Genomic DNA, 17,999 nt, shown 5'->3' on the forward strand with positions numbered 1-17,999 from the left:
CACGCCCACGCTGCGCATCGGCGTGCTGGCCGACTTCTCCGGCCCCTATCGCGACACTTCCGGCCCCACCTCGGTGGCCTGCGCGCGGCAGGCCGTGGTGGATCTCGGCCTGGACACGCGGGGCATCAACGTCGAGATCATCCAGGCGGACCACCAGAACAAGGCCGATGTCGGGCTCGGCATCGCCCGCCGCTGGTTCGACCAGGATGGCGTGGACGCGATCACGGAGGTGAACAACAGCGCCGTCGCCCTGGCGGTGGCCAACCTGGCGCAGGAGAAGGACAAGGTGGTGCTGGCTTCCGGCCCCGCCAGCGCCGTGCTGACGGGCGAGCGCTGCACCGCCAACCTGGTCCACTGGACCTACGACACCTGGATGGCGGCCAATGTCGTGGGCAAGGCCTCGGTGCGCGCCGGCAATGACAGCTTCTTCTTTCTCACCGCCGACTACAGCTTCGGCCACCAGCTCGAGCGCGACACCACGGCGGCGGTGCAGGGGGCGGGCGGCAAGGTGCTGGGCAATGTGCGCTTCCCCTTTCCCGGCACCGCCGACTTCTCCTCCTTCCTGCTGCAGGCGCAGGGCTCGCGCGCCAAGGTGGTGGCCATGGCCACCGCCGGCGCGGACACGGTGAACTGCATGAAGCAGGCGCAGGAATTCGGCCTGACGCGGCGGCAGAAGATGCTGGCCCTGATCGCCTTCATCTGCGACATCCACGCCATGGGCCTGCCCGCCGCCCAGGGGCTGCTGCTGAACGAGACCTTCTACTGGGACCTGAACGACCGCACCCGCGCCTTCCTCAACCGGGTGAAGGACAAGGTGCCCACCAACTGGCCCAACCAGGAGCATGCCGGCACCTATTCCGCCGTGCTGCACTACCTGAAGGCCGTGGCCGATCTCGGCCCCGCCGCCGCCCGTGCCTCCGGCCGCGCCGTGGTGGAGCGGATGAAGGCCATGCCGACCGATGACGACTGCTTCGGCCCCGGCGAGCTGCGCGCCGATGGGCGCAAGATCCACCCCGCCCACCTGTTCGAGGTGAAGCGGCCGGAAGAAAGCAGCGGCCCCTGGGACTACTACAAGCTGGTCGGCACCGTGTCGGGCGCGGAGGCCTTCCGGCCGATGAGCCAGGGCGGCTGCCCGCTCGTCCGGAGCTGAAGGGCGGGCGCGGCGCCGGCACCTGGCGCCGCGCCGCTGCTCAGGCCAGGGCGCAGACGATGCCCAGGAGCAGCACGCCACCCGTCAGGGCCGGCACCGCGCGCGGCGCGTAGGACAGCGCCAGGGCCAGAACGGCCGCCGCCACGCTCAGCAGGCCGAGCCAGAGCGGCAGCGCCATCCCCCAGCCTTCGGCGGAAACGAGGAGGGCCAGGGCCGCGGCCAGCGACAGGAAGCCCGTGCCGCAAAGCAGCCGCCGGCACGGCCAGCCCGAGCCAGGCCCGCAGCGGCCCGGAGGCGGCGAAGGCCCAGACAATGGCGCCGGCATGGACGGCGAAGCTCGCCATGGTGGCGGCCAGCACCGCCTCGGGGCGTGGCATGGGCAGGCCGAGCGAAAGCGCCATGGTGAACAGCGCCGCCAGCCCGTAGCCGCCGCCCACCCCCGCCAGCACGCGCAGGACGATGCCGCCGATCCGGCGCGCCTCCGCGCCCGGGCGGAGCCGGGTGCGGAGCGCCGCGCAAGGGCGGGCCGGCCAGGGTGGCACGCGCCGCTCAGAACCGGTAGCGGATGGAGCCGGTGACGGTGCGGCCATAGCCATACCAGCAGCAGGCATAGGAGTAGCAGCTGGCGACGTAGCGGGTGTCGGCCAGGTTCTGGATGTTCACCGCCGCCTGCATGCCCTCGAGGTTGCGGCCGAGCTGGCCGAGGTCGTAGCGCAGCGCGGCATCGAACAGCGTGGCGGAATCCACCTTGAAGGTGTTGGCGTCGTCGCCGAAGGAGGAGCCGAGATAGCGCACGCCGCCGCCTAGGCCGAGGCCCATGAGGCGGCCTTCCGGCGCGGTGTAGTCGAGCCAGGCGGAGGCGTTGTGGCGCGGGATGCCGGTGGGCGTCTTGCCTTCCAGCGCCACGGTGGGGCCGGTGCGCGCGGGGCTGAAGCCGAAATCGACGGTGGAGGTGTTGCTGGTGCTGCTGAACTCCGCCTCCTGGTAGGCATAGGCGGCGGTCAGGCGCAGGCCCTGCGCCAGTGTCGCCTTCGCCTCCAGCTCGATGCCGCGCGTCGTCGTCTCGCCGGACTGGACGCTGAAGCCGAAATTGGCCGGGTCGGCGGACAGCACGTTCTGCCGCACCAGGTCGAAGGCGGCGACGCTCAGCAGCAGGTTGGTGCCGGGCGGCTGGTAGCGGAGGCCGACCTCGTGCTGGCGCCCGCGCGTCGGCTCGAACTGGTTGCCGCGCGCATCGGTGCCGCTCTGCGGCTCGAAGCTCTCACTGTAGCTGACATAGGGGGCGAAGCCGTTGTCGAACAGGTACACGGCGCCGGCGCGGCCGGTGAAGGCATGGTCGGTCGCGCGCGAGTTGGTGCGGCGGCCATTGACCAGATTGGTGCCCTCATTCGTGCTGTCGGACCAGTCCAGGCGGCCGCCGAACAGCAGCACCAGGCGGTCGATCCTGACCTGGTCCTGCAGATAGGCGCCGAGCTGGTTCTGGCGCTGGCTGCTGTAGCTGCTGAAGCCGGGCCAGCGGGTGTTCTGGCCCTGATAGACGGGGCTGAACAGGTTCTGCCGCCGGATCTGCGCCCCCAGATAGCTCTGGCCGGTATAGGTGTCCTGCAGCACGCGGTGATAGTCGAGCCCGGCCAGCACGGTGTGGCGCAGCGGCCCCGTATCGACGTTCAGCTGCAACTGGTTGTCGATGGTGAAGACGTCCACATCGGCGTCGGTGCCATAGACCGAACGGACCGAGCTCAGATAGTCGCTGGAGATGAGCGAGTTTTAGACGCTGCGGTACTCGCCCTGGGTGTGCAGGTAGCGGAAGTTCTGCCGCACCGCCAGTGTCTCGTTGAAGCGGTGCTCGGCGAGGTAGCCCACCATGTAGTGCTCGCGGTTGGAGCGCTCCAGGTCCGGGTCGCCGTCATAGAAGCGCACGCCGATGCGGCCGCGCGGGTTGGGCAGCGCCGAGCCCCAGGCCGGCACGTTGCCATAGGCGGCGGATTCCGGGTCCCGCTGGTAGTGGCCGAACAGGGTGACGCTGGTGTTCGCGCTCGGCCGCCAGGTGAGCGAGGGGGAGAAGAAGTAGCGGCGCTCCCGCGTCTCATCCAGCTCGCCATCGCCCTCGGCATAGGAGCCGATGAAGCGGCCGAGCCACTGGCCATCCTCGTCCAGCCGCCCGCTGAAATCGCCGGCCGCGCGGTAGCGGCCGCGCGTGCCCGCCTCCAGCAGCACCTCGCGGATGCGCTCGCCGGTGGGGCGCTTGCTGACGGCGTTGACGATGCCGCCGGGCGGCGCGGTGCCATAGAGCACCGAGGCCGGGCCGCGCAGCACCTCCAGCCGCTCCAGGCGATAGGCATCGATGCTGGGATTGGCGTCGCGCCCGCCGGCCAGCCGCATGCCGTCCAGATAGGTGGCGGGCGAGTAGCCGCGCAGGGTGAGCTGGTCGAGGCGCACGGCGGTGGCACCGCGCGTTTCCGTCACCGCGCCCGCCGTGTAGCGGAGCGCCTGGTTCAGGTTGCGGGCGTTGCGCGCCTCGATCTCGTCGGCGGTGACCACGGAGATCGATTGCGGCGTCTCGATGATCGGGGTGTCGGTCTTGGTGCCGGAGGCGCTGACGCCCGCCACGAAGCCGCGCACCGGGCTGTATGCGCGCTCGACGCCGGCCTGGACATTCACCTCGGGCAGCGCGATGGCGCCGGACGCCGCATCCGGCGCCGTGCCGCCCTGTGCCCAGGCCACGGAAAGGGGCAGGGTCACGGCGGCGGCGGTCAGCGCCATGAGCGGGCCCCTGTGCCGGGCAGGGGGGGCGTGTTCACCGTCAGGCATGCGGTTGTCCTTGCGGCCGAGATGAAAGTGATAATCGTTCGCATATTGCGGAGAGGCGTGGCTGGCAAGGGCTTCTTTGACAGGCCGCAGGAGGCTCGCCGGTTCGCGCCACCTTCGCGGCTTTGCGGCAATGGAACCGCGCCAGGGCGCCTGGAAGGGTTAGCACGCGCTGGAAAGGTTGAAGCTTCTGCCCGAACGTGCTGCGGTCCTGGGATGCGGGGGCGAAGCTGCCCGGCAGGCAGTGTCGCGGGGTTGTGATGCCGCCATCCCGCCTTCTTCTTTGTTGTTGAAGCTTGACCGGCTGGTCCCTCCTTCCGGCCCGTGGCGTCATGCCCGTGTTTCCGGAGAGGGCGCGGGGTGCCGAGGCGCCCGGGCCGGTTCTCCGCCAGAAGGCGTGGCGCCTGCCGCGCCGTCTTCCGCACCGATCGGAGTGTCTTCTTGCGAACCCAGCGTCCCGCCTGCCAGCCCTTCGGCCCGCCGCTCCTTCAGGAGCCGCGGCGATGACGGAGGCGGCTCCCGGCCCCACCATGCGCGCCGCCGTGCAGACCGGCCCCGGCCGGATGCAGATCCAGGACGTGCCCCGCCCCGAGCCCGGCCCGGGCCAGGTTCGGCTGCGGCTGGAGGGTTGCGGGGTCTGCGCCTCCAACCTGACGCCCTGGGCCGGGCCGGAATGGATGCGGTTTCCCGGCGAGCCGGGCGGGCTTGGCCATGAGGGCTGGGGGGTGATCGACGCGGTGGGGGAGGGGGTGAGCGGCCTCGCCCCTGGCCAGCGCGTCGCCGCCCTGTCCTTCCGCAGCTATGCCGAGTACGACCTGGCCGAGGCGCGCCACGTTCTGCCGCTGCCCGATGCCCTGGCAGGCCAGCCCTTCCTGGGCGAGCCGCTGGGCTGCGCCATGAACATCTTCCGCCGCGCCGGGATCGAGCCGGGGCAGAGCGTCGCCATCGTCGGCATCGGCTTCCTGGGCGCCATCCTGACGCGGCTGGCGACCGATGCGGGGGCCAGGGTCATCGCCATCTCGCGGCGGCCCTATTCGCTGGATCTGGCGCGGCGCATGGGCGCGGCCGAGACCATCCCGATGGAGGACCATGCCGCCATCATCGAGCGGGTCCGGGAGCTGACCGGCGGCCGCTTCTGCGAGCGGGTGATCGAGGCGGTGGGCAAGCAGTGGCCGCTCGACCTGGCGGGCGAGCTGACGGCGGAGCGCGGCCGCTTGGTCGTGGCCGGCTACCACCAGGACGGGCCCCGCCAGGTCAACATGTGGCTCTGGAACTGGCGCGGCATCGACGTCATCAACGCGCATGAGCGGGACCCGGAGACCTACATGGCCGGCATGCGCGACGCGCTGGAGGCGGTGACGTCGGGCCGGCTGGACCCGGCGCCGCTCTACACCCACCGCTTCCCGCTGGAACGGCTGGGCGAGGCGCTGGACGCCACGCGCGACAGGCCGGAGGGCTTCCTCAAGGCCGTGGTGACCCTGCCATGAGGCGCCCGCGGCTCGGCTTCCTGGGGATCGGCTGGATCGGCCGTCACCGGATGCAGGCGATCGCCGAGACCGGCCTGGCCGAGATCGCCGCCATCGCCGATCCCACGCCCGCCATGCTGGAGGAGGCGGCGCGGCTGGCGCCCGGCGCCCGCCGCGCCGGCACGCTGGAAGAGCTGCTCGCGCAGAACCTGGACGGGCTGGTGATCGCCACCCCCAGCGCCCTGCATGCCGAGCAGTCGATCCAGGCCCTGCAACGCGGCGTCGCGGTGTTCTGCCAGAAGCCGCTCGGCCGCACCGCGCCCGAGGTGCGGGCGGTGGTGGAGGCGGCGCGCGCGGCCGACCGGCTGCTGGCGGTGGACCTTTCCTACCGCTTCACCGAGGGCATGCGGCGCATCCGTGACCTGCTGCAATCGGGCGAGCTGGGCCGCATCCATGCGGTGGACCTCGTCTTCCACAATGCCTATGGCCCGGACAAGTCCTGGTTCTACGACCCCGCGCAGTCAGGCGGCGGCTGCGTCATGGACCTTGGCGTGCACCTGGTGGACCTGGCGCTGTGGGCGCTGGACTTCCCGGCGGTGGAGACGGTGTCCGGCACGCTGTTCGCCGGCGGCGAGCGCCTGGGCGCGCAGCCGGGGCGAGTCGAGGACTACGCCACGGCCAGCATTGATCTCCAGGATGGCACGGCGGTGCGCCTGGCCTGCTCCTGGCGGCTGCAGGCCGGCTGCGACGCGATGATCTCGGCCGCCTTCTACGGCACCGAGGGGGGCGCGGCGCTGCGCAACGTCAATGGCTCCTTCTACGACTTCGCGGCGGAGCGCTACCGCGGCACGGCGCGCGAGACGCTGGCCAGCCCGCCCGATGCCTGGGGCGGCCGCGCCGCGGCGGAATGGGCGCGCCGGCTGGCCGAGGGGCAGCGCCACGACCCTGCGGTGGAGCGCATCGTCGATGTGGCGCGGGTGCTGGACGGGATCTACGGCCGGTAGGCGGCGAGGGCGGGAAGGGCTCTCTCCCCGCCCCCCGCCCCCCGCCGCACGGCGGCTCAGCCGGCGTAGCGCCGCACCATGCTGGCGCAGAACTCGGCGAACTCCTCCTTCACCTGCGGCGGGCTGGTGTGGTGCGGCGCGATGCCACGGTGCTCCGGCGTGAAGCAGAAGGTGGCGGTGACATGGAAGTCGCGCAGCGCCTCCATCTGCCGGTCGAACCAGGCGAGCGCGTCGGGGCGGAAGCTGTCGGCCCAGGACAGGCCGGTGCGCAGATGCGTGACACCCAGGCGCTTGAGCCAGGTCACCGCATCGTCCAGCCTGTGGTCCTGGTAGTGAAACCACTGGCAGATGCCGAGATGCGGCGTGTGCTTCTCGAACTCCTCCATGGCCAGCTTCGGCGTGCCATCCTCGCGCAGCAGGCCCATGTGGAAGTGGCGGTAATAGGACGAGCCTTCCGCCTCCCGGTGCCGCGTCGTGGCTTCCCAGTGGGCCGGCAGGTCGTAGAGGCTGTACCAGTGGATGCGAGGCGCCTGGCCGATGAGCAGCTCCGCCGTGCGCTTCAGGCCCCAGAGCTGCACCTCCTCCGCGCCGAAGGTGGAGATGCCCACCTCCGAGACCCAGACCGGCAGGTGCGTGACCGCCTGGATCTCCCGCAGCTTCTCCGGCCACTCATGGATCAGCCAGTTGTTCCAGTCGAGCGGGAAGCCGTGCACCGCGACGGCCTCCACCTCGTCCAGCACGCCGCGCTGCTGCATCTTCATGATGAACACCGGGTCGATCGGGGACATGCCGCCCAGCACGCGCGGCAGCGTGGCGTGCTCGGCGCGGATGGCCTGGCCGGCGAGCCGCGCCGTCTCGGCGAACATCACCCAGTCCGGGTCGATCTCCGGGTCCCAGTGGGACTTGTTGTTGGGTTCGTTCCAGATCATCACCGAGTCGAGCATCAAGACGGGCCTCTCGCAGGATAGACGGCCGCCGAGCCGTAGGGCACCGGGGCGGGCCGACAGACATAGATCTCGCGGTCCGGGTGCTGCAGGATCTCGAAGCCCGCATTGCGCAGCATGGCCTCGGCGCCGGCGCGGTTCGGGATCCACCAGTTGGTGACGTCGCCCGCATAGCGGTGCTCGATGAAGTGCAGCCGCGGCCAGCCCGGCCGGGCGAACTGCTCCTCCGCCGTGAAGGGATAGTCCTCCCGCGCCGGCTCCACCTCGCGCGGGCCGCGCTGCATGCTCTGGAACACCAGCAGGCCGCCGACCACATGCTCGCGCAGCAGGTCGAGCGCCAGCAGCGGGTGCCGCAGATGGTAGAGCACGCCCATGAACAGCACGAGGTCGAAGCGCTCGCCCAGCGCGCCGACGTCATAGACCGACAATTGGCGGTACTCGATGTCGAGGCCCAGCACGCCCGCCGCGAAGCGGGCCTGTTCCAGGTAGCGCGGATCGGAATCGACGCCGAGCACGCGCGCGGCGCCGCGCCGCTTCATCTCGATGGAGAAGAAGCCGGCGTTGCAGCCGATGTCGAGAACCGACTTCCCCGTGAGATCCTGCGGCAGGGCGTGGCTGAAATACTGCCAGACACAGGCGGGGTAGTTTCCCAGCGCATGCTCCGGCGCCGTGGGCACGCCATGCAGGAGAAGGTTGTGGAACCAGGGGCCGAGCTTCGCGGCTTCCTCGCCAATCCTGTCGGGGTTCATGCCGCCTCCTTTGCCGCGAAGGGCTGCTCGTTCAGGCCCAGCACCTTGCCGCCGCCCTTCCAGAGGACCAGCGTGGTGAGCGAGGCGGGCGCGATGTCGAAGCGCTCATAGCCCTGCAAGGGCAGGCCGAGGACATGGGAGATGGCGGCCTTGATGACGTCGCCATGGCTGACCAGCGCGATCCGCCCTTCCGGCTGGCGCTCCTGCACGGCGCAGATCCAGTCCAGCACGCGGCGCTGCACGGCGCGCATGGATTCGCCGCCCGGCGCCGCCGCCTCGTCGCGCGCGCTGTTCCAGTGCCGCCAGCGCGGGTCCTCCTGCAGGCGGGCGAAGGAGAGGCCGGTCCATTCGCCGAAATCGATCTCGGCGAGGGCGTCCTCGGCCAAGGGTTCGAGGCCCAGCGCGGCACCGATGGGAGCGGCGGTCTCCAGGCAGCGCCGGAGAGGGCTGCTGTGCAGCGCGGCGATCGCCTCGCCCCGCAGCCTCGCCGCCAGCGCGGCGGCCTGGGCGCGCCCGGCGGCGCCGAGGCCGATGCCCGCCATGCGCCCGCAAAGCGTATCCGCCACGCGGTCATGCGCGGCGTGACGCACGAGGAACAGTGTCAGCGCCATGCCAGGCGGTCAGTCCAGGCCCTGGATGAAGCGCAGGGTGCGCTCGCGCGCCTCATGGTCGGTGTACTGCTTGGGGGGAGACTTCATGAAATAGCTGGAAGGCGCCGTCAGCGCGCCTGCCAGCCCGCGGTCCAGCGCGATGCGCGCGCAGCGCACCGCATCGATGACGATGCCGGCGGAGTTGGGCGAATCCCACACTTCCAGCTTCAACTCCAGATTCAGCGGCACGCCGCCGAAGGCCGTGCCCTCGAGCCGGATATGCGCCCATTTGCGGTCGCCCAGCCAGGGCACGTAGTCGCTCGGGCCGACATGCACGTCATTGGCCGGCAGCGGCATGTCGAGCTGGCTGGTCACCGCCTGGGTCTTGGAGATCTTCTTGGATTCCAGCCGCTCCCGTTCCAGCATGTTCTGGAAGTCCGTGTTGCCGCCGAAGTTCAACTGGTAGGTGCGGTCGAGCCGCACGCCACGCTCGCGGAACAGGTTGGCCAGCACGCGGTGCACGATGGTGGCACCGACCTGGCTCTTGATGTCGTCGCCGATGATCGGCAGGCCGCGCTCCTCGAAGCGCTTCTGCCAGCGGGCGTCGGAGGCGATGAAGACGGGGATGCAGTTGACAAAGGCGCAGCCGGCCTCCAGCGCGCGCTCCGCGTACCATTCGCTGGCCTGCTGCGAGCCGACCGGCAGGTAGGACACCAGCACCTGCGTGCCGCTGCGGCGGAGGACATCGGCGACATCGGCGGCTGGCGCGTCCGATTCCTCGAAGGTGCCGCGCACATAGCGCCCGAGCCCATCGAGCGTCGGGCCCCGCTCCACCCTCACCCCGGTGGGGGATGGCCGCGCGAAGACCTGGGTGTTGTTGGGTGCGGCCAGCACCGCCTCGGCGACATCGCGGCCGACCTTGGCGGCGTTGACGTCGAAGGCGCAGCTGACCTCCACGTCGCGCACATGGTAGCCGCCGAGATCGGCATGCATCAGGCCCGGGATCGGCTCGTTCACGTCGGCATCGCGGTAATGGGAGAGCCCCTGCACGAAGGAGGAGGCGCAGTTGCCGACACCGACGAGGCCCACACGAAGAGATCTGGATGCCGACACGAATCCTCCTTGCCCAGCGAACCTGCGCATTCCGGGCGCTCCGGCCGAGCGTCCCGCTGTGGCGTTCAGGCTAGAACGTCACAGCGCATGGTGGCCACAACTCCCCACCAGCTTCTTTGTTCCTTCGCGCGGATGACATGTTTGTGATGGCAAGGCCTTTCGCCGGCCGAGACTTTAAGCCTTGTGAAAAGAACGGTTTGGCATTCCAGTCACAGCGCGCCCCAGAAGCCTGCTGGCGGCGACAAAGTCTGCAACCCTGCGCGCACCCCGCTGTTCAGCTTCCACATCTTCTTCTTTGTTCCCGCAGATGCGCGGAACGCCTCACGGCTTCGATGCGGGAGGGATCGCCAGAGTGCAAGAGACTGTTCTGATCACCGGTGGCGGAGGCTTCATCGGCTGCCACCTGGCACGACGCCTGTTGCACGCCGGCTATCATGTGCGGGTGCTGGACAGCCTCATCGAGCAGGTGCACGGCACGCGCAGCCGGCCCGACCTGCTGGAGCCGGACGTGGAGTTCCAGAAGGGTGATGTGCGCGACCCCGAGGCGGTGCGCCGGGCGCTGCGTGGCGCCGACCGCGTGGTTCACCTCGCCGCCGAGGTCGGTGTCGGCCAGAGCATGTACGCGGTGGACCGCTATGTCTCGGTCAACGATTTCGGCACGGCGGTGCTGTTCCAGCAGTTGATCGACGCGCCGGTGAAGCGCGTGGTGGTCGCCTCCTCCATGAGCATCTATGGCGAGGGGATGTACCAGGATGCCGATGGCATGCTGCACGAGGATGTCCGCCGCGTGCCGCGCCGCGGGCCGGATGCGCCATGGGACCCGCTGGATGCGCAGGGCCGCCCCCTGCGGCCGGTGCCCACGCCGGAAGGCAAGCGCCCCGCGCTCGCCTCGGTCTATGCCATCTCCAAGCACACGCAGGAATGCCTGACACTGACGCTGGCGCCGGCCTATGGCATGGAGGGCGTCGCGCTGCGGCTGTGGAACGCCTATGGGCCGGGGCAGGCGCTGTCCAACCCATATACCGGCGTGCTGGCGATCTTCGCATCCCGCCTGCACAACGGCCAGCCGCCGGTGATCTTCGAGGATGGAAGGCAGCGCCGCGACTTCGTGCATGTCGAGGACGTGGCGCGCGCCTTCCACCTGGCGCTGGAACGGCCCGAGGCGGCCAACCAGGTCTACAACGTCGCCAGCGGGCATGACCGCACCGTGACCGAGGTGGCCCAGGCGCTGGCCGCGGCCATGGGCCGGCCGCAGATGGCGCCGGAGATCACCAACAAGACGCGCAGCGGCGACATCCGCCACAACATCGCCGATATCGGCAAGATCCGGCGCGAACTGGGCTTCGCGGTGGACCGGGACTTCCAGGCCGACCTCGCCGAGCTGGCCGAATGGGTCGCGCGGCAGCAGGCGGAGGACCGCGTGCAGCAGGCCCGCAGCGAGCTCGAGACCCGGGGGCTGGTCGCGTGAGCGGGGCCGCCCCGCTCGCCATGCCGGCGCTGCGGCCAGGGGAGCGGGCGAGGCCGGTCCTGGTGACCGGCGGCGCGGGGTTCATCGGCTCCAACCTGGCGGACCGGCTGCTGCGCGACGGCCATGAGGTGCTGGTGTTCGACGCGCTGGCGCGCCCCGGCGTCGCGGCCAATCTGGAATGGCTGAAGCAGCAGCACGGCGCGCGGATGATCCCCATGGTCGCCGATCTGCGGGACGATGCCGCCGTGCGGGAAGCGGCGCGGGACGCGCAGGCGGTGTTCCACCTGGCGGCGCAGGTGGCGGTGACCACCAGCCTCCACGATCCGCGCGAGGATTTCGACGTCAACCTGCGCGGCACCTTCACCCTGCTGGAGGCGCTGCGCCAGCGCGGCGAGAAGGTGCCGCTGATCTTCGCCAGCACCAACAAGGTGTATGGCAACCTGCCCGACATCGCCCTGGAGCGCAGCGGCGAGGCCTATGTGCCGGTCGATCCGGCGATCCGGGAGCGCGGCATCGGCGAGCAGCGGCCGCTCGACTTCCACACGCCCTATGGCTGCTCCAAGGGCGCGGCCGAGCAGTACGTGCTGGACTATGCGCGTTCCTTCGGCCTGCCCGGCGCGGTTCTGCGGATGAGCTGCATCTATGGCGAGCGGCAGATGGGCACCGAGGATCAGGGCTGGGTCGCGCATTTCCTGATCCGTGCCCTGCGGCGCGAGCCGATCACCATCTTCGGCGATGGCTGCCAGGTGCGCGACCTGCTGCAGGTGCAGGATGCGGTGGACGCCTACATCGCCGCCTGGCGCCGGATCGGCGAGGTGCGGGGCGAGGCCTTCAACCTGGGCGGCGGCCCTGGCAACGCGGTCAGCCTGCGGCAGGTGATCGCCGCCATCGAGGCGCAGCTCGGCCATCCGGTGGAGACCGTCTATGGCGACTGGCGCGCCGGCGACCAGCGCTACTACGTGTCGGACACGCGGCGGGTGACGGAGCGGCTCGGCCTCGGGGCGCCGACGCCGTGGCGGCAGGGCCTCGCGGCGCTCGCGCGGTGGCTCGACGGCCGTCAGCGCGGCGCGGCGCTGGACGTGGTGAGCGCCGCGCAGTGAGGGCGGCGACCCGGCCCCTGCACGTGCTGGTGACGGCCGATGCGGTGGGCGGCGTCTGGTCCTATGCCATGGCCTTGTGCCGCGGCCTGCTGGCGGGCGGCACGCGGGTGACGCTGGCGGTGCTCGGCCCTTCGCCCGGTGCCGCGCAGCGGCTGGAGGCGGCGGCGCTTCCGGGCCTGCGCCTGCTCGACACGCGGCTGCCGCTCGACTGGATGTCGCCCAGTGCGGCGGCGGTGCGCGACAGCGGCCGCCAGCTCGCGGCCCTGGTACGGGAAAGCGGGGCGGAGCTGCTGCACCTCAACAGCCCCGCCCTGGCGGCCGGCAACCGCTTCCCGGTGCCGGTGCTGGCCTTCTGCCATTCCTGCCTGGCCAGCTGGTGGGACGCCGTGAAGGCCGGCCCGCTGCCGCCGGAATTCGCCTGGCACCGTGAGCTGCTGGCCGAGGGCTACGGCGGAGCGGACCTGCTCGCCGCCCCCAGCAGGGCCTTCGCCGACGCCACCCGGACGCTCTATGCCCTTCCGGAGCGGCCGCGCACCGTCCACAACGGCATTCCTCCGCTAGCTCTGCCGCCTGCCCGGGCGGAAGGGCCGTTCGCCTTCACGGCCGGCCGGCTCTGGGACGAGGGCAAGAACCTCGCCACGCTGGACGCTGCGGCGGCAGGGCTTCCAATCCCCTTCCTGGCCGCCGGGCCGCTGGAAGGCCCGGGCGGCGCCCATGCCGGGCTGCGCCACCTGCTGGCGCAGGGCAGCCTCGACCGCCCGGCGATGCAGGCCATCCTGGCGCGGCGGCCCATCTTCGCCTCCGCCGCGCGCTACGAACCCTTCGGGCTGGCGGTGCTGGAAGCGGCGCAGGCGGGCTGCCCGCTCGTGCTCTCCGACATCCCGACCTTCCGCGAGATCTGGGGCGGCGCCGCCGACTATGTCCCGTCCGGGGACGCCGCCGGCTTCGCGGAAGCGTTGCGCCGCCTCGCGGCCTCGCCCCGGCTGCGCGCGGCGCGCGGCCAGGCCGCCCGGCTGCGCGCCGCGCGCTACACGGCCGAAGCCATGGCGGCGGAGACCCTCGGCCTCTACCGCGCCCTGGTGCCCGCTCCCCACGCCCTGGAAGCGCCCGCATGAAGATCGCCTATCTGACGCATTCCCTGCTGTCCTGCTGGAACCATGGCAACGCGCATTTCCTGCGCGGCGTGCTGCGCGAGCTGGTGCTGCATGGCCATGACGTCTCGGTGTTCGAGCCGGACGGCAATTGGAGCCTCGAGAATCTGCGCCGCGATGCCGGCGATGCCGGGCTGGACGCCTTCCGCACCGCCTATCCGGAACTCTCCTCGCGCAGCTACGCCGATGCGGCGGAGATCGAGGATGCGCTGGGCGAGGCCGATCTTGTCATCGTCCATGAATGGAACGACCCGGCGGTGGTGGCGCGGATCGGCCGGCTGCGCGCGCGGGGCGGCCGCTTCCGCCTGCTGTTCCACGACACGCATCACCGCGCGGTCAGCGACCCGGAGGCGATCCGCGCCTTCGACCTGTCCGGCTATGACGGCGTGCTGGCCTTCGGCGAGACGCTCGCCGCCGTGTATCGCCGCTGGGGCTGGGGAAACCGCGTCTGGGTCTGGCATGAGGCGGCCGATCTGCGCCACTTCCACCCGCCCATTTCCGAAGGGCCGCGCCGGGGACTGGTCTGGATCGGCAACTGGGGCGATGGCGAACGCAGCGCCGAGATCGAGAGCTTCCTGCTCCGCCCGGCGCGCGAGGCGGGCCTGCCGCTCGACATCCATGGCGTGCGCTACCCGGCGGAGGCGCGGGCGAGGCTCGCCGCCCATGGCGCGCGCTACCTGGGCTGGCTGCCCAATGCCCGCGCGCCGGAAGCCTTCGCCCGCCACCTCGCCACGGTGCATGTGCCGCGCCGCTACTACACGAAGCTGCTTCCCGGCATTCCGACCATCCGCGTCTTCGAGGCGCTGGCCTGCGGCATTCCCCTGCTCAGCGCCCCGTGGGACGACAGCGAGAACCTTTTCCGGCCCGGCACCGACTACCTCGCCGCCCGCGATGGCGGGGAGATGCGCCGCCACATGACGGCGATCCGCGAGGATGCCGCCCTGCGGGAATCCCTTGTCGCCCACGGCCTCGAAACCGTCCGGGCGCGGCATGGCTGCGAGCACCGCATGCGCGAGCTGCTGGCGATCGCCGACGCCCTGGCGGCATCGCCGGGGGCGCCAGGGAGCGGAGAGGCGGAAACCAGGAAGATGGGGCCCAAGAACATGGGGAATGCCGCATGAAGATCGCGTTCTACGGCTCCAGCCTGCTGTCCTCCTACTGGAACGGGGCGGCCACCTATTACCGCGGCATGCTGCACGACCTGTCCCGCCGCGGCCATGACATCACCTTCTACGAGCCCGATGCCTTCGGCCGCCAGCAGCACCGCGACATCGAGCCGCCGGACTGGGCGCGCGTCGTCGTCTATCCGGCGACGGAGGATGCGCTGCGCGGCGTGATGGCCGAGGCGCGCCAAGCGGATGTGGTGGTCAAGGCCAGCGGCGTCGGCGTGTTCGACGACGCGCTGATCGAAGGCGTCATGGACGCCGCCCGCGCCGATGCCCTCCGCATCTTCTGGGATGTGGACGCGCCGGCGACGCTGGCCGAGATCACGCCGCAGCCGGACCACCCGCTGCGCCGCACCCTGCCGAAGCTGGATTTCGTGCTGACCTATGGCGGCGGGCCGCCGGTGGTCGCCGCCTACGAGGGCCTGGGCGCGCGGCGCTGCGTGCCGGTCTACAACGCGGTCGATCCCGCCACGCACCACCCGGTGCCGGCCGAGCCGCGCTTCCGGGCCGACCTGTCCTTTCTCGGCAACCGCCTGCCGGACCGCGAGGCGCGGGTCGAGGAGTTCTTCCTGCGCCCCGCCGCGCTGCTGCCGGAGCGCGCCTTCCTGATCGGCGGCAATGGCTGGGAAAGCAAGGCGATGAGCGGCAATGTCCGCCATCTCGGCCATGTCTACACGCGCGAGCACAACGCCTTCAACACCTCGCCGCTGGCCGTGCTGAACATCGCCCGCGACAGCATGGCGCAGACGGGATGGTCGCCCGCCACCCGCGTCTTCGAGGCGACCGGCGCCGGCGCCTGCCTCATCACCGATGACTGGCTCGGCCTCGACATGTTCCTGAAGGCGGGCGAGGAGGTTCTCGTGGCGCGCGACGGACAGGACGTCGCCGAGCATGTCGCCACCCTGACGCCGGAGCGCAGCAGGGCGATCGGCGAGGCGGCGCGGCGCCGCATCCTCCAGTCCCACACCTACGCGCAGCGCGGCGCCGAGGTGGATACGCTGCTGCGCGCGGCCCTGGCGCGGAAGGACGCCGCATGAGGCTGGTGGTGCTGGGGCTCACCCTGTCCTCCTCATGGGGCAACGGGCACGCGACCACCTTCCGCGCCCTGCTGCGCGCCTTTGCCAAGCGCGGTCACGAGGTGCTGTTCCTGGAGCGCGACAAGCCCTGGTACGCCGCGCACCGCGACATGCCGGAGCCCGGCTTCTGCCGCCTCGAATTCTACCAGGAGCCCGAGGGGCTGCGCCGCTGGCGGGACGAGATCGGCGCGGCGGACGCGGTGATGGTGGGCTCCTACGTCCCCGACGGCGTCGCCGTCGGGCGCATGGCGCAGGAGATGGCGCGCGGCGTCCGCGCCTTCTACGACATCGACACGCCCGTCACGCTGGCCAAGCTGGAGAAGGGCGACGAGGAATACCTCTCGCCCGCGCTGATCCCGGGCTATGACCTCTACTGCTCCTTCACCGGCGGGCCGACGCTGGAGCTGCTGATGCGCCGATACGGCTCGCCGGCGGCGCGGGCGCTGTACTGCTCGGTGGACGCGGCGGCCTACCAGCCCGTGGAGACGCCCCGGCGCTGGGACCTCAGCTATCTCGGCACCTACAGCCCCGACCGCCAGCCGGTGCTGGAGCGGCTGCTGCTGGAGCCCGCGCGCCGCGCGCCGCAGCTCCGCTTCGCGGTCGCCGGGCCGCAATACCCGGCCGGGATCGACTGGCCGGCCAATGTGGAGCGGCTGGAGCATGTGCCGCCGAGCGAGCACCCCGCCTTCTACAGCGCCAGCCGCTACACGCTGAACGTCACCCGCGCCGACATGGTGCGCGCCGGCTTCAGCCCCAGCGTGCGCCTGTTCGAGGCCGCTGCCTGCGGCAGCCCGGTGATCTCCGACCGCTGGGACGGCATCGGCGACGTGCTCTCCCCCGGCACGGAGATCCTGCTGGCCGACGGCGCGGAGGATGTGCTGCCCATCCTGCTCGACCCCGACGACGCGGCGCGCGACCGGCAGGCGGCGGCGGCGCGCCGCAGGATCCTCGCGGCCCACACGGCGGAGCACCGCGCCGCGCAACTCGAGGCCATGCTGCAGGCGGCGTGGCACGACAGGACGACCCGCCACGCGGCCGATGAAAGGGCAAGCGCATGAGTGCAGCCAAGTCCCGGAACGTCCTGGTCGCCGGCGGCGCCGGCTTCCTCGGCTCCCATCTGTGCGACGCGCTGATCGCCGAGGGCGCGCATGTCTTCTGCGTGGACAGCCTGCGCACCAGCTCGGGCGCGAATCTGCGCCACCTGCGGCGCTCGGGCCGCTTCACCTTCATCGAGGCCGACATCATCGATGAGTTGCCGGCCGCCGCCCTGCCGCGCAGGCTGGACCGGGTGTTCAACCTGGCCTGCCCCGCCTCGCCGCCGCAGTACCAGGCCGATCCCGAGCACACCATGATGACCAATGTGCTGGGCACGCGGAACCTCCTGCGCCTGGCCGAGCGGCACAATGCCCGGTTCCTTCAGGCCTCCACCAGCGAGGTCTATGGCGACCCGGAGGTGCATCCGCAGGTCGAGACCTATTCCGGCAATGTCAGCTGCACCGGCCCGCGCGCCTGCTACGACGAAGGCAAGCGCGCGGCCGAGGCGCTGTGCTTCGACTTCGACCGCGCGCGCCGGGCGGAGATCAGGCTGGTGCGCATCTTCAACACCTATGGGCCGCGCATGCAGCCGGATGACGGGCGGATCGTCTCCAACGTCATCACCCAGGCATTGAGCGGCGCCGACATCACCATCTATGGCGATGGCAGCCAGACCCGCTCCTTCTGCTATGTGGACGATCTGGTGGAAGGGCTGGTGCGGCTGATGGCCTATGAGGGGCCGCAGCCCGGCCCCGTCAATCTCGGCAACCCCAACGAGCTGACGGTGCGCAGGCTGGTGGAGGATGTGCTGGCGATGACCGGCGGCCGCTCCGCCGTCACCTACCACCCCCTGCCCAAGGATGATCCGCGGCGCCGCAAGCCCGATATCAGCCGGGCCGGCGCGTTGCTGGGCTGGGCGCCGAGAACGCCCCTGGCCGAAGGCTTGCGGGCAACGCTCGAATGGTTCCGCAAGGTGGAGGAACCGGCCAGGCCGTCGGTGCAGCTGGCCAATGGGGCGATGCCGCTCTCGGCGGCGGATTGAGGGCGGGATGCGGCTCCGGGTACGCCGGCTGACCCGTGCGCCATGTGTCAGCCCGCGCCGGGACCACGCCATCCAGGCCATTGACCAGCATCGGCGGCCCTGCATGACGGTCGGCCTCCATGGCGCCGGGCCTGCGC

General features: G+C 71.2%; 17 protein-coding genes. 10 read left to right on the forward strand and 7 right to left on the reverse strand.

Translation table 11 applies throughout. The annotated features are described in order from the left end of the window. Positions 1-1,150: ABC transporter substrate-binding protein (locus CR162_RS18150; RefSeq protein WP_141563215.1), on the forward strand; the 1,150-nt coding region annotated here is incomplete at its 5' end. Positions 1,151-1,190: 40 nt separating this feature from the next. Here the strand turns inward: CR162_RS18150 and CR162_RS18155 are convergent. The 3 genes from CR162_RS18155 to CR162_RS22940 all read right to left on the reverse strand — a co-directional run bounded on the left by CR162_RS18155 (position 1,191) and on the right by CR162_RS22940 (position 3,913). Beyond that, a complete protein-coding gene (locus CR162_RS18155) occupies positions 1,191-1,475 on the reverse strand; it encodes a DUF3325 family protein (RefSeq protein WP_099096945.1) in 285 nt (94 codons plus the stop codon). A gap of 224 nt (positions 1,476-1,699) precedes the next feature. After that, entirely contained in the window at positions 1,700-2,854 is a 1,155-nt protein-coding gene (locus tag CR162_RS22935; protein ID WP_245870480.1) for a TonB-dependent siderophore receptor, read from the reverse strand. Positions 2,855-2,917: 63 nt separating this feature from the next. Further along, positions 2,918-3,913 (reverse strand): TonB-dependent siderophore receptor, encoded by a 996-nt coding sequence (locus CR162_RS22940; protein WP_245870481.1) that lies wholly within the window; start codon positions 3,911-3,913, stop codon positions 2,918-2,920. Positions 3,914-4,461: 548 nt separating this feature from the next. Here CR162_RS22940 and CR162_RS18170 point away from each other — a divergent pair. Together CR162_RS18170 and CR162_RS18175 are read left to right on the forward strand one after the other, a co-directional pair. Next, positions 4,462-5,445 (forward strand): MDR/zinc-dependent alcohol dehydrogenase-like family protein, encoded by a 984-nt coding sequence (locus CR162_RS18170; protein ID WP_218014925.1) that lies wholly within the window; start codon positions 4,462-4,464, stop codon positions 5,443-5,445. Next, positions 5,442-6,428 (forward strand): Gfo/Idh/MocA family protein, encoded by a 987-nt coding sequence (locus tag CR162_RS18175; protein ID WP_099096946.1) that lies wholly within the window; start codon positions 5,442-5,444, stop codon positions 6,426-6,428. Before CR162_RS18170 ends, CR162_RS18175 begins: the two co-directional genes overlap by 4 nt. 56 nt (positions 6,429-6,484) lie before the next feature. On the opposite strand, the gene CR162_RS18180 is transcribed toward CR162_RS18175, so the two are convergent. From CR162_RS18180 to CR162_RS18195, 4 genes are read right to left on the reverse strand one after another with little or no spacing between them, the layout of a single operon-like run. Then, positions 6,485-7,372, reverse strand: coding sequence for a beta-xylosidase (locus CR162_RS18180; protein WP_099096947.1), 888 nt, complete (start codon positions 7,370-7,372; stop codon positions 6,485-6,487). After that, positions 7,372-8,121: a TIGR04290 family methyltransferase gene (locus CR162_RS18185; RefSeq protein ID WP_099096948.1), complete on the reverse strand. Its 750-nt coding sequence runs from the start codon at positions 8,119-8,121 to the stop codon at positions 7,372-7,374. Before CR162_RS18185 ends, CR162_RS18180 begins: the two co-directional genes overlap by 1 nt. Further along, complete coding sequence (locus tag CR162_RS18190; protein ID WP_099096949.1) at positions 8,118-8,732, reverse strand: histidine phosphatase family protein; 615 nt, start codon at positions 8,730-8,732, stop codon at positions 8,118-8,120. Before CR162_RS18190 ends, CR162_RS18185 begins: the two co-directional genes overlap by 4 nt. A 9-nt stretch (positions 8,733-8,741) precedes the next feature. After that, entirely contained in the window at positions 8,742-9,824 is a 1,083-nt protein-coding gene (locus tag CR162_RS18195; protein WP_245870482.1) for an inositol-3-phosphate synthase, read from the reverse strand. Between the two features lie 352 nt (positions 9,825-10,176). On the opposite strand from CR162_RS18195, the gene CR162_RS18200 reads away from it, so the two are divergent. The 7 genes from CR162_RS18200 to CR162_RS18230 are packed head-to-tail and all read left to right on the forward strand — an operon-like array spanning position 10,177 to position 17,862. Continuing rightward, positions 10,177-11,292 carry an NAD-dependent epimerase/dehydratase family protein gene (locus CR162_RS18200; RefSeq protein ID WP_176559912.1) on the forward strand — a complete coding sequence of 372 codons (1,116 nt, stop codon included), beginning with the start codon at positions 10,177-10,179 and terminating at the stop codon, positions 11,290-11,292. Beyond that, complete coding sequence (locus CR162_RS18205; protein ID WP_245870483.1) at positions 11,289-12,392, forward strand: SDR family NAD(P)-dependent oxidoreductase; 1,104 nt, start codon at positions 11,289-11,291, stop codon at positions 12,390-12,392. The genes CR162_RS18200 and CR162_RS18205 overlap by 4 nt, the downstream gene beginning before the upstream one ends. Then, positions 12,389-13,507, forward strand: coding sequence for a glycosyltransferase family 4 protein (locus CR162_RS18210; protein ID WP_245870484.1), 1,119 nt, complete (start codon positions 12,389-12,391; stop codon positions 13,505-13,507). Before CR162_RS18205 ends, CR162_RS18210 begins: the two co-directional genes overlap by 4 nt. Continuing rightward, on the forward strand, positions 13,504-14,664 hold the full coding sequence (locus tag CR162_RS18215; protein ID WP_099096952.1) for a CgeB family protein: 1,161 nt from the start codon (positions 13,504-13,506) through the stop codon (positions 14,662-14,664). Before CR162_RS18210 ends, CR162_RS18215 begins: the two co-directional genes overlap by 4 nt. Further along, on the forward strand, positions 14,661-15,746 hold the full coding sequence (locus CR162_RS18220) for a CgeB family protein (protein WP_099096953.1): 1,086 nt from the start codon (positions 14,661-14,663) through the stop codon (positions 15,744-15,746). Before CR162_RS18215 ends, CR162_RS18220 begins: the two co-directional genes overlap by 4 nt. Continuing rightward, positions 15,743-16,843 (forward strand): CgeB family protein, encoded by a 1,101-nt coding sequence (locus CR162_RS18225; RefSeq protein ID WP_099096954.1) that lies wholly within the window; start codon positions 15,743-15,745, stop codon positions 16,841-16,843. Before CR162_RS18220 ends, CR162_RS18225 begins: the two co-directional genes overlap by 4 nt. Next, on the forward strand, positions 16,840-17,862 hold the full coding sequence (locus CR162_RS18230; RefSeq protein WP_099096955.1) for a UDP-glucuronic acid decarboxylase family protein: 1,023 nt from the start codon (positions 16,840-16,842) through the stop codon (positions 17,860-17,862). The genes CR162_RS18225 and CR162_RS18230 overlap by 4 nt, the downstream gene beginning before the upstream one ends. The last annotated feature ends 137 nt before the right edge of the window (positions 17,863-17,999 follow it).

This window comes from Teichococcus rhizosphaerae (assembly GCF_002631185.1).
Taxonomy (GTDB): domain Bacteria; phylum Pseudomonadota; class Alphaproteobacteria; order Acetobacterales; family Acetobacteraceae; genus Pseudoroseomonas; species Pseudoroseomonas rhizosphaerae.